The 15,260-nt window shown below is 62.1% G+C and carries 17 protein-coding genes; 10 read left to right on the top strand and 7 right to left on the bottom strand.

Annotated elements, in window-relative coordinates; all coding sequences use genetic code 11:
- Window positions 1-1,278 (bottom strand): sensor histidine kinase (locus HX873_RS10290; RefSeq protein ID WP_177122644.1); only part of this gene is annotated, 1,278 nt, incomplete at its 3' end.
- Window positions 1,275-1,937, bottom strand: a complete 663-nt coding sequence (locus HX873_RS10295) for a response regulator (protein ID WP_063033007.1) — start codon at window positions 1,935-1,937, stop codon at window positions 1,275-1,277. The genes HX873_RS10295 and HX873_RS10290, both read right to left, overlap by 4 nt.
- A gap of 147 nt (window positions 1,938-2,084) precedes the next feature.
- Between HX873_RS10295 and HX873_RS10300 the strand changes: the two genes are divergently transcribed.
- The 9 genes from HX873_RS10300 (at window position 2,085) to phnX (ending at window position 11,237) form a co-directional block, all read left to right on the top strand.
- Entirely contained in the window at window positions 2,085-2,351 is a 267-nt protein-coding gene (locus HX873_RS10300; RefSeq protein WP_003210334.1) for a PepSY domain-containing protein, read from the top strand.
- On the top strand, window positions 2,351-2,896 hold the full coding sequence (locus HX873_RS10305) for a cytochrome b/b6 domain-containing protein (protein ID WP_003210336.1): 546 nt from the start codon (window positions 2,351-2,353) through the stop codon (window positions 2,894-2,896). The genes HX873_RS10300 and HX873_RS10305 overlap by 1 nt, the downstream gene beginning before the upstream one ends.
- Before the next feature lie 23 nt (window positions 2,897-2,919).
- Window positions 2,920-4,188: an exo-alpha-sialidase gene (locus tag HX873_RS10310; protein ID WP_256344433.1), complete on the top strand. Its 1,269-nt coding sequence runs from the start codon at window positions 2,920-2,922 to the stop codon at window positions 4,186-4,188.
- Window positions 4,188-4,787, top strand: a complete 600-nt coding sequence (locus HX873_RS10315; protein WP_008438455.1) for a hypothetical protein — start codon at window positions 4,188-4,190, stop codon at window positions 4,785-4,787. Before HX873_RS10310 ends, HX873_RS10315 begins: the two co-directional genes overlap by 1 nt.
- Complete coding sequence (locus HX873_RS10320) at window positions 4,787-6,805, top strand: LTA synthase family protein (protein ID WP_177008164.1); 2,019 nt, start codon at window positions 4,787-4,789, stop codon at window positions 6,803-6,805. Before HX873_RS10315 ends, HX873_RS10320 begins: the two co-directional genes overlap by 1 nt.
- A gap of 126 nt (window positions 6,806-6,931) precedes the next feature.
- Complete coding sequence (gene psrA / locus HX873_RS10325) at window positions 6,932-8,023, top strand: iron-containing alcohol dehydrogenase PsrA (RefSeq protein ID WP_177122645.1); 1,092 nt, start codon at window positions 6,932-6,934, stop codon at window positions 8,021-8,023.
- A gap of 93 nt (window positions 8,024-8,116) precedes the next feature.
- Window positions 8,117-9,412: an MFS transporter gene (locus HX873_RS10330; protein WP_102606353.1), complete on the top strand. Its 1,296-nt coding sequence runs from the start codon at window positions 8,117-8,119 to the stop codon at window positions 9,410-9,412.
- 36 nt (window positions 9,413-9,448) lie between these two features.
- Complete coding sequence (locus HX873_RS10335) at window positions 9,449-10,321, top strand: LysR substrate-binding domain-containing protein (protein WP_087695146.1); 873 nt, start codon at window positions 9,449-9,451, stop codon at window positions 10,319-10,321.
- Between the two features lie 88 nt (window positions 10,322-10,409).
- Window positions 10,410-11,237, top strand: a complete 828-nt coding sequence (gene phnX, locus HX873_RS10340; RefSeq protein WP_003210349.1) for a phosphonoacetaldehyde hydrolase — start codon at window positions 10,410-10,412, stop codon at window positions 11,235-11,237.
- A 39-nt stretch (window positions 11,238-11,276) separates the two neighbouring features.
- On the opposite strand, the gene HX873_RS10345 is transcribed toward phnX, so the two are convergent.
- A complete protein-coding gene (locus HX873_RS10345; RefSeq protein WP_177069717.1) occupies window positions 11,277-12,242 on the bottom strand; it encodes an oxidoreductase in 966 nt (321 codons plus the stop codon).
- Window positions 12,243-12,339: 97 nt separating this feature from the next.
- Here HX873_RS10345 and HX873_RS10350 point away from each other — a divergent pair, with 97 nt between their 5' ends.
- Entirely contained in the window at window positions 12,340-13,284 is a 945-nt protein-coding gene (locus tag HX873_RS10350) for an AraC family transcriptional regulator (RefSeq protein ID WP_177122646.1), read from the top strand.
- On the opposite strand, the gene HX873_RS10355 is transcribed toward HX873_RS10350, so the two are convergent.
- From HX873_RS10355 to HX873_RS10370, 4 genes are read right to left on the bottom strand one after another with little or no spacing between them, the layout of a single operon-like run.
- A complete protein-coding gene (locus HX873_RS10355) occupies window positions 13,248-13,694 on the bottom strand; it encodes an NUDIX hydrolase (protein WP_177116675.1) in 447 nt (148 codons plus the stop codon). The genes HX873_RS10350 and HX873_RS10355 overlap by 37 nt on opposite strands.
- Window positions 13,695-13,724: 30 nt before the next feature.
- The gene (locus HX873_RS10360; RefSeq protein WP_087695150.1) at window positions 13,725-14,108 is read right to left on the bottom strand and encodes a cytochrome c family protein; all 384 of its coding nucleotides are present in this window, start codon (window positions 14,106-14,108) and stop codon (window positions 13,725-13,727) included.
- Window positions 14,105-14,539 carry a VOC family protein gene (locus tag HX873_RS10365; protein WP_087695151.1) on the bottom strand — a complete coding sequence of 145 codons (435 nt, stop codon included), beginning with the start codon at window positions 14,537-14,539 and terminating at the stop codon, window positions 14,105-14,107. Before HX873_RS10365 ends, HX873_RS10360 begins: the two co-directional genes overlap by 4 nt.
- Before the next feature lie 23 nt (window positions 14,540-14,562).
- On the bottom strand, window positions 14,563-15,087 hold the full coding sequence (locus tag HX873_RS10370) for a GNAT family N-acetyltransferase (protein ID WP_177116676.1): 525 nt from the start codon (window positions 15,085-15,087) through the stop codon (window positions 14,563-14,565).
- Between the last annotated feature and the right edge of the window lie 173 nt (window positions 15,088-15,260).

The following is a 15,260-nucleotide window of genomic DNA, read 5'->3' on the forward strand; positions in this document are numbered from 1 at the left end:
CACAATCGCCAACCCCAACCCCGCCCCATTTGCATTCCCACGGCTATAAAACCGCTCGAACAACCGCCCAATCTCCCCTTCATCAATCCCCGGCCCCGCATCCTCCACACACAGCTGCACCACGCCCGAATCCGTCGTCCCCCGCACCATCACCCTCACCTCACTCCCCGCCGGCGAGAAATTCAGCGCATTGGTCACCAGGTTCTGCAGCGCAATCGCCAACGCTATCGGGTCCGTTTCAATCCAGCATTCCTCATCCCCTTCCAGCACCAACTCAACGCCTTTCTCCATCGCCAGGGGCGTCAGTTCCGCAAGTTCTTCGCGCACCAACTCCGTCAACGGCACACGCACTCGTACGGTGTTGTTCAACTGCGGTTCGATGCGCGCCATGGTCAGCAGTTGGCTGCCAATACGCGTCGCCCGGTCCACGCCATTCACCAGGAAGTCCAACGCCTCTCGCCGCTGCTCCTCGGTTTCCGCGCTCTGGGCGTTCTGCGCGTGAATGCGCAATATCGCCAACGGCGTGCGCAGTTCATGCGCCGCGTCCGCGATAAACCGACGCTCCCGCTCCAGCAGGTCATCCACCTGCACCAGCAGGCGGTTCAGCGCGGTTTGCATCGGTTCCAGGTCCGCCGGCAACGGTTCAAGTTGCAGCGGTCGCAACGTATTGCTGTCCCGCCCGCGAATGGCCTGGGCCATGGCGCGCAGGGGCTTGAGGCCCCAGCCGATGGTCAGCCAGATCAACAACGCCAGCAGCGGCACGCCAATCAGGATGGGCCAGAGGGTGTGGCGGATGATGCGCTGGATCACGTCCTGGCGAATGTCGTCGCGCTCGCCCACCCAGATCAGCAGGCCTTGTTGCATGTCGGCGAGCATGAACGCGCACCAGTCATTGCCGTTTTCCATCAGGTCGTGAGGCCCGAGGGTGGTGGGCGGTGCGTTGAGGATCGGCGCGTCGGTGGAGCGCACCAGCAGTTGGCCGTCGGCGCGCCATACCTGGAAGGTCAGGCGGGTTTCGTAGGGGTGCGCGGCGCCGTCTTCGCCGACGCGGCTCATGGCTTGATCGAAAGCCTGGTAGAGGCGGTCCCAGTCGGCATCGCCGGGGTCGCGCTGGCGCAGTACGCCTTGCAGCAAACGGGCACTTTGGGCGAGTTGAGCGTCGTAGACTTCTTCGATTTCGTGGTGGCTGTCCCGCAGCACGAGCCAACTGATCAGGCCATCACCCAGCAGGATCAGCACCAGCACCGGAATGAGGATGCGCGCGCGGACCGAGTTCATGGCTTGAGTTCCACCACGTAGCCCACGCCGCGTACGGTGCGGATCAGTTCGGTGGAGAGTTTTTTGCGCAGGTTGTGGATAAGGACTTCGAGGGTGTTGCTTTCGACGCGGTCCTGCCAGCCGTACAGCGCGCGGGACAGACGTTCGCGGGTGACGACTTTGCCGGGGCGCACCATCAGTTGGTGCAGCAGTTGGTATTCCATCGGCGTCACCACAACGTCCTCGCCTTGATAGCTGACCTGTTGGGTCGCCGGGTCCAGGCTCACGCCCGCATGCTCCAGCAATGGCTGCGCGCGGCCCTGGCTGCGGCGCAACAGGGCGCGCACACGGGCCTTGAACTCTTCGACGTCGAAGGGTTTGACCAGGTAGTCGTCGGCGCCGGCGTCCAGGCCGGCGATGCGCTCGGCGGTGCCGTCGCGGGCGGTAAGGATCAGCACCGGCAGGTCGTATTGCTCGGCGCGCAGGGTTTGCAGGAGTGTGAGGCCGTCAAGGCGCGGCAGGCCGAGGTCGAGCAGCAGCAGGTCGAAGCTTTCGGTGCGCAACGCGTGCAAGGCGCTGACGCCATCCTGCAACCAGTCCAGGGTGTAGCCTTCGGCGCCCAGGGCCACGCGGATCCCTTGGCCAAGGGCACGATCATCTTCGACAAGGAGCAGGCGCATAACTGATTCTCTGGAGTAACCGGCGGCATGATGCCGTGTAACCGTCGAGGCTATTTCGGGAAAGATGTTACGGGCCGTTGCCAACTAAGCTTTCGCTAAGGTTGGTTTTGCACAGTGAAATCTCCCACATCTGCTGAGAGTGCTTCCATGCGCAAAATTCTCTTGCTGTCGCTGATTATCGCCAGCCCCATGGCCTTCGCCGGCCCGCAATGCACCACTGCCGAGCGCTCGCAATGGCAGGACCAGAAGGCCTTTCAGGAGCAACTCAAGGCCCAGGGCTACGAGATCAGCAAGTTCAAGGTTACTGACGGCAACTGCTACGAGATCTATGGCTTTGACAAGGACAAGCGCAAGGTCGAGATCTACCACGATCCAGTCACCGGCAAGGCCGTGAAGACAGAGATCAAGGGCTGATGCCAGCAACCTCCCTGCGCCTCTGGGACCCGGTGGTGAGGGTGTTTCACCTCTCCATCGCCGGCGTCTTTGTGGCCAATTACTTCTTCAACGAAGCAGGCGACGACTGGCACGTATGGCTGGGCTATTACGCCATGGCCTGGTTGCTGGTGCGGTTGGTGTGGGGATTTGTCGGTCCGCGCAGCGCGCGCTGGGCGGACTTCTGGCCAACGCCGGAACGGCTCATGGGCCATGTGCGTTCACTGCTCAACCGCCGGCCGCAGCACCGCCTGGGCCATTCGCCCATTGGCGCGCTGGTGATGATTCTGATGTTGCTGGCGCTGCTGGCTATCGGTGCCAGTGGCTTTTTGATGCAGGAAGTCGACGCCCTGTGGGGCGCCGATTGGCCGCTGCTGTTGCACGAAACTGCCGCCAATGTACTGGCCGGCCTGGTAGGCGTGCATGTGCTGGCGGCGTTGTTTGAAAGTATCCAGGTGCGGGACAACCTGCCGTTATCCATGCTCACCGGCCGCAGGAGGCGCCTGCCGGATGACCGTGCGCAGTAATCCTTTTTCCCGACAGGTTCTCTATGCGCCCGCTTTTAATGATCTGCAGTCTGCTGGTGGTGTTTTTCGCTGCCTGGCAAAGCCATCCGCCCCACGTATTGGCGCCGTTTGCCCAAGGCCCCAAGGACAGCTCGCCAACAGCGGCCGCCCCGCAATACAGCAGCCGCTTTGTCTCCTCGCAGCTCAATGACTTTGTGCACTCCTCCTCGGTCACTGCCCTGCCCGGCGGCGACCTGATGGCCGTGTGGTTTGCCGGTTCCCGCGAGGGCGCCGCCGATGTGCAGGTGCGCACCGCGCGCTTTGACGCGAAAAGCGCCGAGTGGGGCCCGGAGCAAGTATTGGCCACCCGCGAAAGCACGCGCGACGGCACGCACCGCTACATCCGCAAGCTGGGCAACCCGGTGATCGCCCTGGCACCGGACAATCGCCTGTGGATGTTCTACGTTTCGGTGTCGGTAGGCGGCTGGGCCACCAGCGCGATCAACGTGATGGTCTCGGATGACCTGGGGACGAACTGGTCGGCCCCTCGGCAACTGATCACCTCGCCTTTCTTCAATATCAGCACGCTGGTGCGCGCCGCACCGGTATTCCACGCCGACGGTTCCATCGGCCTGCCGGTGTACCACGAGTTCATGGGCAAATTCGCCGAGTACCTGTACTTGAGCCCCGACGGTGCGGTGGTCGACAAATTCCGTATCAGCCGTGGGAAGAACTCGCTGCAGCCGACCATCGTCCCGCAGGACGGCCAACGCGCCATCGCCATGTTGCGTTACGCCGGCGAAACCCATCACCGAGTCCTCGCCAGTCGCACCGAAGACGCCGGCCAAACCTGGAGCGAGCCTTACCCATTGGAACCGTCCAATCCCAACTCCTCGCTGGCAGCCGTCAGCACTGAAGGCGACGGTTTGCTCGTGGCCCTCAACGACCTGCAGGACGGCCGCTTCAAGCTCAGCCTGTACGGCACCGATGCCAAGCTCAATCAGTGGCGCACCGTGGTGGAACTGGATCAATCCCCCGACCCCTTGGGCCAACCGTTCTCCCCTGCGGCCTACAAGGAAATTATCGGCGAAGGCTTCCGCGCCTCCAGCGGCGCCCTGCGCCTGCCGCTGGAACAACGCTTCCTCAGCAACCTGGATTACCGGGTGTGCAAGCCCCGTGGCTGCGATTTCGAATACGAGTACCCGTACTTCAGCCGCAGCCCGGACGGCATGTACCACCTGGTGTACTCGTGGAATAACACCTTTATCAAACATGTCAGCTTCAACGAAGCCTGGCTGTCGGAGCGCCTGTGATGGTTTCTGTATGGCAAGCGCATTTGAGTTTTGTGCTGTTGGGTTTTGTGCTGCTCAGCCTGTTGCGCGTCACAACACCCTGGCGCCCCTGGCTGCTGCCGGTGTTGGTGGTGGTAAGTTTTATCCCGGTCAACGAACTGCCGTTGGCGGCGTATGTGCGCAGCTTCACCGATGACCTGGCCATCAGCACCCTGGTGTTGTTGGTGTGGGTCAGCCTGTGCCGGTTGGGCGTGGTGCAGCCGCTCCAGCGCCCGCAGAAGGTCCAGGTGCTGTTGCTGTTTGGCGCCCTGAGCCTGGTGCTGTACCCGGCGACGATGGGCCTGACGTATTTCGACCCCTACCGCTGGGGTTTCAACCCTCGGCCGATGATCGTGCTGATAGGCGCGGCAGCACTGTTGATGCTCTGGCTGCGTAATACGCTGGCGGTGTGGATGCTCGCGGCGGGCACCCTGGCGTTCGCGCTGCGGCTCAAGGCCTCGGAAAACTACTGGGACTATCTGATCGACCCACTGCTGACGGGCTACTGCCTGGTGGCCGGGTTGTGGATGCTGGCGATGGCTGCCTGGCGCCCTCTTTTAAAATTGCACAGAGGTCAATGATGGGATGGTTGCACTCGCGCCGCCTGCGCTACGGCGTGGGCGCGATCGGTTTGGTATTTGCGTTGCTGGCGGCACTGCGGCTGGTGTTTGTATGGGGATTTTCCGGGGTCGGCCTGAGGGAGCCCGCACTGCTGGAAACCGTGGGCATCGGCCTGCGTTTCGACCTGCGCCTGGCGGTGCTGATCCTGTTGCCCCTGGCACTGCTCGCCTGGCTGCCACGCTGGAACCTGGTGACTGTCCCCGCCCTGCGCTGGCTGGCACGGGGTTATCTGCTGCTGGCGCTGGCCATCGTCGGGCTGGTGTACATCATCGACTTCGGCCACTACGCCTACCTCGGTGTGCGCATCAACGCCACGGTGCTGCGTTACCTGGAAGACGCGCAGATTTCACAACAGATGGTGTGGGAAACCTACCCGGTGCTGTGGATAACCTTGAGCTGGCTTGCCGCCGTCGGCCTATGGACCTACGCCCTGGTTCGCCTTGAACGCATCACCCTGGATGGCGAACGCAAACCCATTGGCAAGTTGGCCATCGCATCCGTGGCCACCGTCGGCGTGATCGCGGTATTGCTGGCCCTGCTCGGCCGCGTCGCCAACCTCAATATCGAAAACCCGGTGCCTCTGCGCTGGAGCGACGCGTTCTTTTCCGGCAACAACCAGATCGCCGCCGTGGGCCTCAACCCGGTGCTGTTTCTGTACGACACCCTCAAGGTCGGCCAGTCGCAATTCGATGAGGCGCGGGTGCGAGAGCATTACCCGCAAGTCGCGAATTATCTGGGGGTCAGCCAGCCCGACCCCGAGCAGTTGAACTTCGCCCGTGAACAAGCCGTGCAGCCTTATCGGCTCAAGGGCGAGCGCCCGCCGAACGTGATCTTCGTGATGCTCGAGTCCCTCGGCACCAGCGCCGTGGGCGCCTATGGCAACCCGCTGAACCCCACGCCGAACCTCGACAAGCTGGCGAAGGAAAGCTGGTTCTTCAAACACTTCTACGTGCCCGTCACCGGCACCGCCAAAACCGTGTGGGCGAGCATCACCGGCGTGCCCGACGTTACCCGCCAGGAGACGGCGACCCGCAACCCGCTGATCACCCGGCAACACACCTTGATCAATGCGTTCGAGGACTACCAGAAGCTCTACATGATCGGCGGCAATGCCGGCTGGGCGAATATCAACGCCTTGATCCGCCAGAGCATCGACGGCGTGAAGCTGTATGACGAAAGCCACTGGCGCTCGCCACGGGTGGACGTGTGGGGCGTTTCGGATCTGGACCTGTTCAAGGAAGGCGACGAACTGCTGCGGGCCATCCCCAAGGACCAACCGTTCTTCGCCTACCTGCAAACCTCCGGCAACCACCGACCGTTTACCATCCCCAAGACCAACGATGGCTTCAAGGTGCATGACCTCACCGTGGAACAAGTCCAGGCCGCAGGCAGCCGCAGCGTCGAGCAGTACAACGCCGTGCGCCTGCTGGACTTCAACATCGGCCGCCTGATGGAAATCGCCAAGGCTGGCGGTTACTACGACAACACCATCTTCGTGTTTTTCGGCGACCACAACACCCGAATCAGCCAGATTCCGCACATGGCGCCGGCATTCGAGCAGCTTGGGCTGGAAAGCAACAACGTGCCGATGATGATCCACGCGCCCGGCCTGCAACCCCGGGTGATCGAAGAAGCCGTCGGCCTGGCGGACCTGCTGCCGACCGTGGCCGGCATGGCGGGCATACCGTTCCGCAATGGCGCGATGGGCCGGGATATCCAGCAACCTGCGCCGGAAGGCGAGCGCGTGGTGCCGCTGGTATTGCGCGAGGGCACGTTCCCGCTGATCGGCGGCGTGACCAAGGACTTCCTGCTGCAAATGGAGCACGACGGCAGCTCGCCGACCCTGCATGACCTGGCGTCGCAAACGCCGAGGGACAATGTGGCTCAGCAGTATCCCGAGGAGTTTGAGCGGTTGCAGGGGCTGACCCGTGGCCTGCATGAGAGTGCGCGATTGATGTTGTTCCGGAACGTGCGCTGAAGTCACCTGACGGTCGGGCTGTACTATCGGCCCAGCCAATCCATCCCCACAATCTATCGATTTGAGGTCCACCTCACCCTCCCCGACTATGGCGGCACTTCCAATAACAAAAACCAGGAACCCGCCATGACTGCCCGCTTCCACAACCCGGTAGACACCCGCTTCGGCTGGGGCTGCCTGCAAGAACTCGCCGCTCTTACCGAAGGCCAGAGCGTCGCCCTCGTGACCTTTCCCGAAGCCCGCGGGCTCGGTTTGGTAGACCGCATCCAGGACCTGCTGGGTGAGCGCCTGGTGTACGTCATTGAAGACGTACAGCCCAACCCTGACGTGGCCCAACTGCGCGACACCTACGAGCGTTTCTGGCTGCAGGCCGGTGACTGCCAGGTGGTGGTCGCCGTCGGCGGTGGCAGTGCAATTGATACGGCAAAGGCCTTGATCGTCGGCACAGATTCCGGGGATTTCGACGAGCTGCTGGCGTTGCTGGCCACCGGTAAACCTTTCGCGCCGGCCCGCCACAAGCTATTGATTGCCGCACCGACCACCGCCGGCACCGGCAGCGAAGTCACGCCATGGGCGACGATCTGGGACTCCGCCAGCCTCAAGAAGTATTCGCTGCACCTGGACTGCACCTGGCCGACAGTGGCGATCATCGACCCGCAGTTGATGCTGACGGTGCCGGCCGGGGTCACGGTGTCCACCGGGCTGGATGCCTTGTCCCATGCGCTGGAATCGATCTGGAACGTCAACGCCAACCCGGTCTCGGACACCTTCGCCATCTCCGCCATCGAAGACATCCTGGAATGCCTGCCGCGCTTGCGGCGTGACCTCGGCAACCAGGAATTGCGCTCGCGCATGGCCTTGGCGGCGCTGAAAGCCGGCCTGGCTTTTTCCAACACCAAGACCGCCCTCGCCCACTCCATCTCTTATGAGATGACTCTGCACCACGGCCTGCCCCATGGCATCGCCTGTTCCTTCACTTTGCCGCTGGTACTGGGCCTGGCATGGGGGCACGACGCCGCGCGGGACCGCACTCTGCAACGGGTATTCGGCACCGACCTGCAGCAGGCCCAGGCGCAGTTGCGCGACTTCCTCCACAGCCTGGACGTGAAGACCGAATTTGCCGACTACGGCGTGAATGCCACCGAGGCCGAGGCGATGATCCGCTTCGCCCTGCAAGGCGCACGCGGCAAGAATTTCATCGGCGCGCAAGCGGCCTAGACTCACCGTAATTCAGTCGTTTCCTGTTGCACCTATCAAGAGTGCCCCCCAGCGGCTGCGGTCGCCGGGGCGAATAACAATAAGGAAAACATCATGAATCGTGCACACGTGCTGCCTGTTCCTGCCGTCCGTACCTCATCGTTTCGCGTAGCCCAGTGGCGCATGCTGCTGGCGGCGATGTTTTGTTATCTGTTTTTCTACACCGGCCGCCAGACCTTCGGCTTTGCCATCCCCGGGATCCAGGCCGAGTTCGGCCTGACCAAGGAAACCCTCGGCTGGGCCTCCGCGGCGATGCTTTGGGCCTACGCGATTGGCCAGGCGATCAACGGCAACCTCGCCGACAAGTTCGGCGGCCGCCGCATCATGACCCTGGGCGCGGTGCTGTCCTGCGCGGCCAACTGGGTCACCAGTTTCGCCGGCGGCTTTGCCGGGTTGATCCTGCCGTGGGGCATCAACGGTTACTTCCAGGCTCTCGGCTGGGCACCCGGCAGCCGGTTGATTTCCAATTGGTGGAGCGCCGGCGAGCGCGGCAAGGTGTATGGCTTTTATGTGTTCGCCGCCGGGTGCGCCTCGGTCCTGTCGTACGTCACCTCCATCGTGGTGCTGGAAGTGTTCCAACTGGAATGGCGCTGGATCTTCCGCCTGCCGGTGCTGTTGATGTTGGCGGGCGGCATTATTTTCTACCTGGTGGCCCGCGAGCGGCCTCAAGACATGGGCTTCGAGCCCCTGGCCGATACTGGCGTGGCGAATGCCGAAGACAAGAATCATGAAGTGGCCCACGGCGAAGTCGAATCCTCGGCGCAGCGCTACAAGGCGGTGCTGAAAAATCCGCGGCTGATCATCGCCGCGATCTCCCTGGGTTTCCAGAACGCCGCCCGCTACGGCCTGATCGTCTGGGTGCCGGTGCACTTCCTCGGGGCCAACTGGAAAAGCGGCGACAGCATGATCGACCCCAAGTGGATCACCGTGGCCCTGCCGGTGGGCATGGCCATCGGCGCCCTGAGCAACGGCTGGGTCTCGGACAAGCTGTTCGGCTCCAAACGCTACCTGGCGATCATGCTCTACATGTTCCTCGGCGCCGCCACCAGCCTGTGGATGTGGAGTTTGCCGCCCCACAGCGCAATCGGCCTGGTAGCGTTGTTCCTCTGCGGGTTCTTCGTGTATGGCCCGGCGTCGAGTTTCTGGGCGCTGTGCCCGGACCTGGTCGGCGCCAAGCGTGCGGGTACGGCCACGGGCGTGATGAATTTCTCATCCTATCTGTTCGCCGGCCTGGCGGAACCGCTGATCGGCAGTATGCTCGACAGTACCGGCAATACCTCGCTGATCTTCATCGTCGTGACCTCGGCCTGCCTGTGCAGCGCAGCGGTGGCGTTGTTTATCCGACGTTGATGACCGGCCCGGCGGACCTCAGGAACAGGACTCGTTATGTACCAGTACCACAAGTGGCTGCGCTCGTTTCATGCGGTGGCGAAGACCGGCAGTTTCACCCTCGCCGCCGAATACCTGAGCGTCGGCCAGCCGACGGTCAGCGAGCAGGTCAACGGGCTGGAGAAGCAGTTCTCGGTGGAGCTGTTCCACCGTCGCGGGCGGTTTATCGAGATGAGTGCCGCCGGGCACGCCCTTTACGGGATCACCCAGGGGCTGTTCGGCCAGGAGGATGAAGCCATGCAACTGTTGCAGAGTTTCAAGCAGCGCAAGACCGGGCTGCTGCGCCTGGGCGCGGTGTCGCCGCCGATCGCGATGAACCTGACCTACGAGCTGATGCAGCGCCACCCGGACATCGAACTGGAAACCTCGTTTTCCCCGGAAAAGGAAACCCTGGACCGGCTCTTCAACTTCGATATCGACGTGGCGATCCTGGCCCTTTCGGAGTTCGACCAGCGCTTCGATACCCAGCTGTACCGGCGCTATCCGATTATTGCGGTGGTGCGCGATGACCACCCGTGGGCCCGGCAGAAAGAGGTGCACGTGGAACAGATCAGCCGCGAAAAGTGGGTGATGCGCGAGAAAAGCTCACGCACCCGGCAACTGGTGGAAGAAAGCTGCAAGCGCCAGGGCATCGCCGTGAACTGCGTGATGCAGCTGAACAGTCGCGAAGCCATTGTGCACGCGATCACCAAGGGCATCGGCATCGGCTTTGTGTCTGCCGTGGAATACGCCGAAACCCCGGGCACCACGCCGATCACCTTCGTCGACCATCCGTTTTTCATCGACTACCACTTGTGTTGCCTGGGCATCCGCCGCAACCGACCGATGATCGCCGAGCTATTCGAGGCCAGCCCAATCCCGGCCACCTGATCGTCTTGACCGTTTAAACCCTCACCAGGCGCTTACCTCTTCTTTGAGAGAGGGACGGCCTGCTCACACCTGAAAATGGAGACTTGCCATGCACTACCAACAACCTTCCAAGCTGCAAGCCGTGGTCCTGGACTGGGCCGGCACCGTCGTCGACTTCGGTTCCTTCGCCCCCACGCAGATTTTTGTCGAGGCGTTCGGTGAGTTCGGCGTCGCCGTTTCCCTGGAGGAAGCCCGCGGCCCGATGGGCATGGGCAAGTGGGATCACATCCGCACCTTGTGCAACCTGCCACAGATTGCCGAGCGTTATCGGGCGGTATTTGATCGCTTGCCGACTGACGAGGATGTCACCGCACTGTATGAGCGCTTCATGCCGTTGCAGATCGAGAAAATCGCGCTGCACTCGGCGGTCATTCCCGGCGCCCTTGAGGCGATCAACACCCTGCGCGGGCAGGGCTTGAAGATTGGCTCCTGCTCCGGGTACCCGGCGGTGGTGATGGCCAAGGTGGTCGAGCTGGCGCGACAGAACGGCTACGTCGCCGACCATGTGGTGGCGACCGACGAAGTGCCCAACGGGCGCCCGCATCCGGCGCAGGCACTGGCCAACGTGATTGCCCTGGGGGTCAGCGATGTGGCCGCGTGCGTGAAGGTCGACGACACCTGGCCGGGGATCCTGGAAGGCCGTAGCGCCGGCATGTGGACGGTGGCATTGACCTGTTCCGGCAACGCACTGGGTTTGACCTACGAGCAATACAAGGCGCTGCCTGCTGCTGAGCTGGCGCTGGAGCGTGCGCGCATTACACAGATGTTCGAGGGCTCGCGGCCGCATTACCTGATCGACACCATCGTCGAACTGCCGGCGGTGATCGACGATATCAATGCGCGTTTGGCGCGCGGAGAAACGCCGCAGGGTTCTTGATGGGCCGATGGGGTCAGTGAGCTGACCCCACACTGCGGCCTATCGCCCTGCGACAAGCTGCTCGCTAAGTATCCACAGCCGCTGCGCCAACCCGGTATCCACCGCCCACGGCCTGACACCCAACTGCTCTTCCGATTCCGCACTCACTGCCGCCGCCACATCACAGTTCTCGCAATAGACCCCGCCCATTCCCGCCAACTGCCCACTCACCGCGCACCACACACTGGTGGCCGCGCCTTGCTCCGGGGTTTTCATGTTCCGCTCAGGGTCGATCACCGGTTTCCCGTGCTCGTCGACATAGCCTGATGCCTGCAAGACTTCAGGCTTCATGTGCCGCACCAGATCGGTAATGATTCCACCGGGATGCACCGCAAAAGCCCTTACCCCACTCGCCGCACCGAGCGTATCCAGATGCACGGCAAACAGCGCATTGGCAGTCTTGGACTGACCGTAGGCCCTCCATGGATCGTAGGCCTGGCGCTCGAAATTCCAGTCGTCAAAGTCGACGGCGCCGTGCACATGCCCCCGTGAGGACAGCGTCACCACCCGTGCACCTTCGGCGCGCTGCAAGGCCGGCCACAGGCGCTGGGTAAGCAGGAAATGCCCGAGATGGTTGGTCGCAAACTGAGATTCGTAGCCCTGGGCATTGCGGCTCAGCGGCGGCGCCATGATGCCCGCGTTATTGATCAGCAGGTGCAGCGGGCAGCCTGTCGCCAGAAAGCGCTCGGCAAACTGTTCGATGGACTGGGCGTCCATCAAGTCCAGGGGTTCAAGTTGCAGCTGTGGGTAAGGTTTGAGTGCGGCGCGTGCCTTGGCCAGGTCACGGGCCGGGACGATCACGCGGGCGCCCGCGGCAGCCAGGGTACGGGCGGTGACCAGGCCAATGCCGGAGTAGCCGCCCGTGACAATCGCCACCTTGCCCGAGAGATCGACGCCCCGGATGACTTCGGCGACGGTGGTTGCTGCTCCATAGCCGCTGTGGATCGGTTTTTGTACTGTGGGCATGACAGAGTCTCCATTGGACGTGTGGTTAACACGCTACCCCTCGAAAGCCGTACTCTGAATACTCGATTATCCCATTTACATGCGTAAAAGTACGAATATGCCCAGCGACCCGTTTTCCGAGATTCTCACGTTCGTGAATGCCCAATCGGTGATGACCGGCGGCTTCAGCGCGGGCGGCGCCTGGGCCCTGCGTTTTCCCGCGCCGGACAAGATCAAGTTTTTCGGGGTGGTGAAGGGGCAGTGCTGGTTGTGGATGGATGGCGAACTGGCGCCGGTGTTGATTGAGGCGGGCGATGTGTTCCTGCTGTGTGCGCAACGCTCGTTTGTGCTTGCAGGCGATGTGTCGGTCGCGCCTTTGGAAGCGCGGCAATTATTCGCTGACGCCGGCCGCTTCCCGCAAATCGGTGACGGCCAGGGCTGTGTGCAAATCGGCGGCTACGTGCAACTGGACCCGGAGAGTGGCGGCCTGCTGGCCAACGCGCTGCCGCCCCTGATCCACGTGCGGGCCACGTCGCCGCAAGCGACAATCGTGCAATGGCTACTCGGCCAGTTGGCACATGAGGGGCAAGCCAATTTGCTCGGGGCAAGCTTGGCGTCGGCGCAACTGGCGCAGTTGATGTTTATCCAGATCCTGCGGGCCTATGTCGAGACCTCGGGCGTATTACCCGAAGGCTGGCTGCGCACGGTCAGCGACAAGCGCCTGGCCCCCGCGCTGCGCTTGATACACAGCGAGCCGGGGCGTGCCTGGACACTGGAAGACCTGGCTACGGCGGCTGCGATGTCGCGCACCACCTTTTCGCACTACTTCAAGAGCGTTGCCGGGGTACCACCGTTGGCGTACCTGACCGAGTGGCGCATGCGCCTTGCGCAACGAGCGTTGCGCGAGGGGAATCTGTCAGTGGGCGTGTTAGCGCAGTCGTTGGGGTACGGTTCTGAAAGTGCGTTCAGCAACGCCTTCAAGCGAGTGACAGGAAAGGCCCCGAAGCATTATCGGGACGCGTGCCGTCAATCCAGTAGCGCGGCGCCCTTGAGCAGCGCGTAAAGCCCTTCCGGTACCAGTGGCGACTGCGCGGTGAAGCTTGAGCTGCCCTTCCAACTCACCTTGAACGCAAAACCGTTGCTTTCAGCACCGTCAAGATACGGCTGCTCGTATAGGCTCTGATCCGCAAATTGACCATCGTAGACCTGGACGATCTCGTGTCCGGGGTGGCCGTCGTAGGTAAAGATGCTTTCAAGCGTGCCGAGCAGGCGCAGGCTGTGAATCGGCTGCGCCAGTTCCTCCTGGACTTCTCGCACGATGGCCTCGGCGCTGCGTTCACCGAATTCGATGCCGCCACCGATGGGGCGAAAGACTGTCTGCTGTTTCACCGCATCCTGGAATTCGTGAACCAGAATTCGACCGTTGCGGTGAAAGATACAAAGGGCAAGCGCCCGGATACGCGGTGCGACCATGGAGTGAAATCCTTGTCTTGGGATCGGTGTTTATTGCGCCTGAAATGTCGCAAGGTACGCCAGCAAGTTGTCGATTTTCTCCTGATCGCTGATCCCCCAGAAAATCATCCGGGTGCCGCTCACCACCTTTTTCGGCGCCTCGATATAGGCGGCCAGCTTGTCCCGCGTCCAGACCACGCCTGAATTTTTCATCGCATCTGAATACTGATAGTCAGTGGTGGTGCCAGCCGGTCGACCAATGATGCCGTTGAGTTGCGGCCCGAAACCGCCCCGTGCATTTTCGCCGACGCTATGGCAACCGCCACAGGTTTTGCTGAACAGCTTTTCACCGGCTTGGGCATCGCCTTCTGCGAGAGCCTGGAGACTGAAGGCCCCACCGATCAAGGCAATGGCCAGTAAAGCGGCGTATTTCATGAATGAGTCCCCACAGGTCGTTCGCCCAACCGCTGCACCAGACGCACCAGGTAGCCGTCCGGGTCTTGCACGATGAACTGCCGCTGCCCCGCTTCCACCTCACCCGCCCGGTACCAAGCGTCCTCAACGTCGCGGAACAGCGGCCAGCCGATGGCAGCCAGACGCTGCAGAACAGGCGCCACGGCAGGCACATCGATTTGCAGGTTAATGCCTCGTCCCAAGGGTTTTTCCAAGGGTGCGGTCAGCCACTGGCCGGCATCCGGATCGTATTGCTCCAGCATGATTTGCGCGCCTTGCAGGTCGAGGTAGGCAAAGCCTTCTTCGGAGCGCTGATAACCAATGTCGAATCCCAACTGGGTGACCCAGAAGTCGAGGCTGCTCGTGAGGGCCGTCACGATGAGTTCGGGGACGAGGGGGTTTCGGATAAACATGAGAATCCTTGGGGTGCCTTTACTTAACGCGCTACGACCTGCCATGACATGGCACAGCGACTGCCCGGCGCAAAACCGTGACGATACTCCTCACGCAGAGCCTCTGCCAAACGATGATCCGGCGCCAGCGAATGTGCTTGCTCAAATCCCAGCCGCTGATAAAACGGGCTGTTCCAGGGCACGTCGCAAAATGTGGTCAAGGTGACTGCCCGCAACCGGCGCGAGCGAGCCTCATTCATCACGGCCTCAAGCAATTGCCGCCCTGCGCCACGGCCCTGCATGACCTGCGCCACCGACAGTTCATGGATGTGCAGGTCGTCATCAAGCATCTGTGCACTGAGAAAACCCTGGACCTGGCCAGCAGCATCCACCGCCACCCAACACGTACCCAACGCGATCAACTGCAGATGACGTTCAACACTCATGACCTCGGCATCGGCCAGCCAGCTCAAGGATTCGATCGCACGAAAGGACTGGGCCGCACTGCGCTCTATTGCAGGTAAACACACTGCGTCGGGTGCGGCGGCAAGTCGGATAACAGTCAGCATGAGGCAACCCGGGATCGTTGAAACACCTGAGATTAACATCTGGAAACAGCCACTCAATTGATATCACCCCACCACTCTGCTTGCATGCCCGCTCCTCTCGGCACAGCGGTTCAGGAGACAAGCGATGAAAACCATGGTGGTCGGTGCAAGCAAAGGATTGGGCAGGGCCTTGA

Origin of the sequence: Pseudomonas sp. P7758 (genome assembly GCF_013386485.1) — a bacterium.
Taxonomy (GTDB): Bacteria; Pseudomonadota; Gammaproteobacteria; order Pseudomonadales; family Pseudomonadaceae; genus Aquipseudomonas.

What these genes read in the sequence shown, in the direction of transcription:
- HX873_RS10295 (WP_063033007.1), bottom strand. Translation starts at nt 1,937, where the DNA reads ATGCGCCTGCTCCTTGTCGAAGATGATCGTGCCCTTGGCCAAGGGATC.
- HX873_RS10300 (WP_003210334.1), top strand. Translation starts at nt 2,085, where the DNA reads ATGCGCAAAATTCTCTTGCTGTCGCTGATTATCGCCAGCCCCATGGCC.
- HX873_RS10305 (WP_003210336.1), top strand. Translation starts at nt 2,351, where the DNA reads ATGCCAGCAACCTCCCTGCGCCTCTGGGACCCGGTGGTGAGGGTGTTT.
- HX873_RS10310 (WP_256344433.1), top strand. Translation starts at nt 2,920, where the DNA reads ATGCGCCCGCTTTTAATGATCTGCAGTCTGCTGGTGGTGTTTTTCGCT.
- HX873_RS10315 (WP_008438455.1), top strand. Translation starts at nt 4,188, where the DNA reads ATGGTTTCTGTATGGCAAGCGCATTTGAGTTTTGTGCTGTTGGGTTTT.
- HX873_RS10320 (WP_177008164.1), top strand. Translation starts at nt 4,787, where the DNA reads ATGGGATGGTTGCACTCGCGCCGCCTGCGCTACGGCGTGGGCGCGATC.
- psrA (WP_177122645.1), top strand. Translation starts at nt 6,932, where the DNA reads ATGACTGCCCGCTTCCACAACCCGGTAGACACCCGCTTCGGCTGGGGC.
- HX873_RS10330 (WP_102606353.1), top strand. Translation starts at nt 8,117, where the DNA reads ATGAATCGTGCACACGTGCTGCCTGTTCCTGCCGTCCGTACCTCATCG.
- HX873_RS10335 (WP_087695146.1), top strand. Translation starts at nt 9,449, where the DNA reads ATGTACCAGTACCACAAGTGGCTGCGCTCGTTTCATGCGGTGGCGAAG.
- phnX (WP_003210349.1), top strand. Translation starts at nt 10,410, where the DNA reads ATGCACTACCAACAACCTTCCAAGCTGCAAGCCGTGGTCCTGGACTGG.
- HX873_RS10345 (WP_177069717.1), bottom strand. Translation starts at nt 12,242, where the DNA reads ATGCCCACAGTACAAAAACCGATCCACAGCGGCTATGGAGCAGCAACC.
- HX873_RS10350 (WP_177122646.1), top strand. Translation starts at nt 12,340, where the DNA reads ATGCCCAGCGACCCGTTTTCCGAGATTCTCACGTTCGTGAATGCCCAA.
- HX873_RS10355 (WP_177116675.1), bottom strand. Translation starts at nt 13,694, where the DNA reads ATGGTCGCACCGCGTATCCGGGCGCTTGCCCTTTGTATCTTTCACCGC.
- HX873_RS10360 (WP_087695150.1), bottom strand. Translation starts at nt 14,108, where the DNA reads ATGAAATACGCCGCTTTACTGGCCATTGCCTTGATCGGTGGGGCCTTC.
- HX873_RS10365 (WP_087695151.1), bottom strand. Translation starts at nt 14,539, where the DNA reads ATGTTTATCCGAAACCCCCTCGTCCCCGAACTCATCGTGACGGCCCTC.
- HX873_RS10370 (WP_177116676.1), bottom strand. Translation starts at nt 15,087, where the DNA reads ATGCTGACTGTTATCCGACTTGCCGCCGCACCCGACGCAGTGTGTTTA.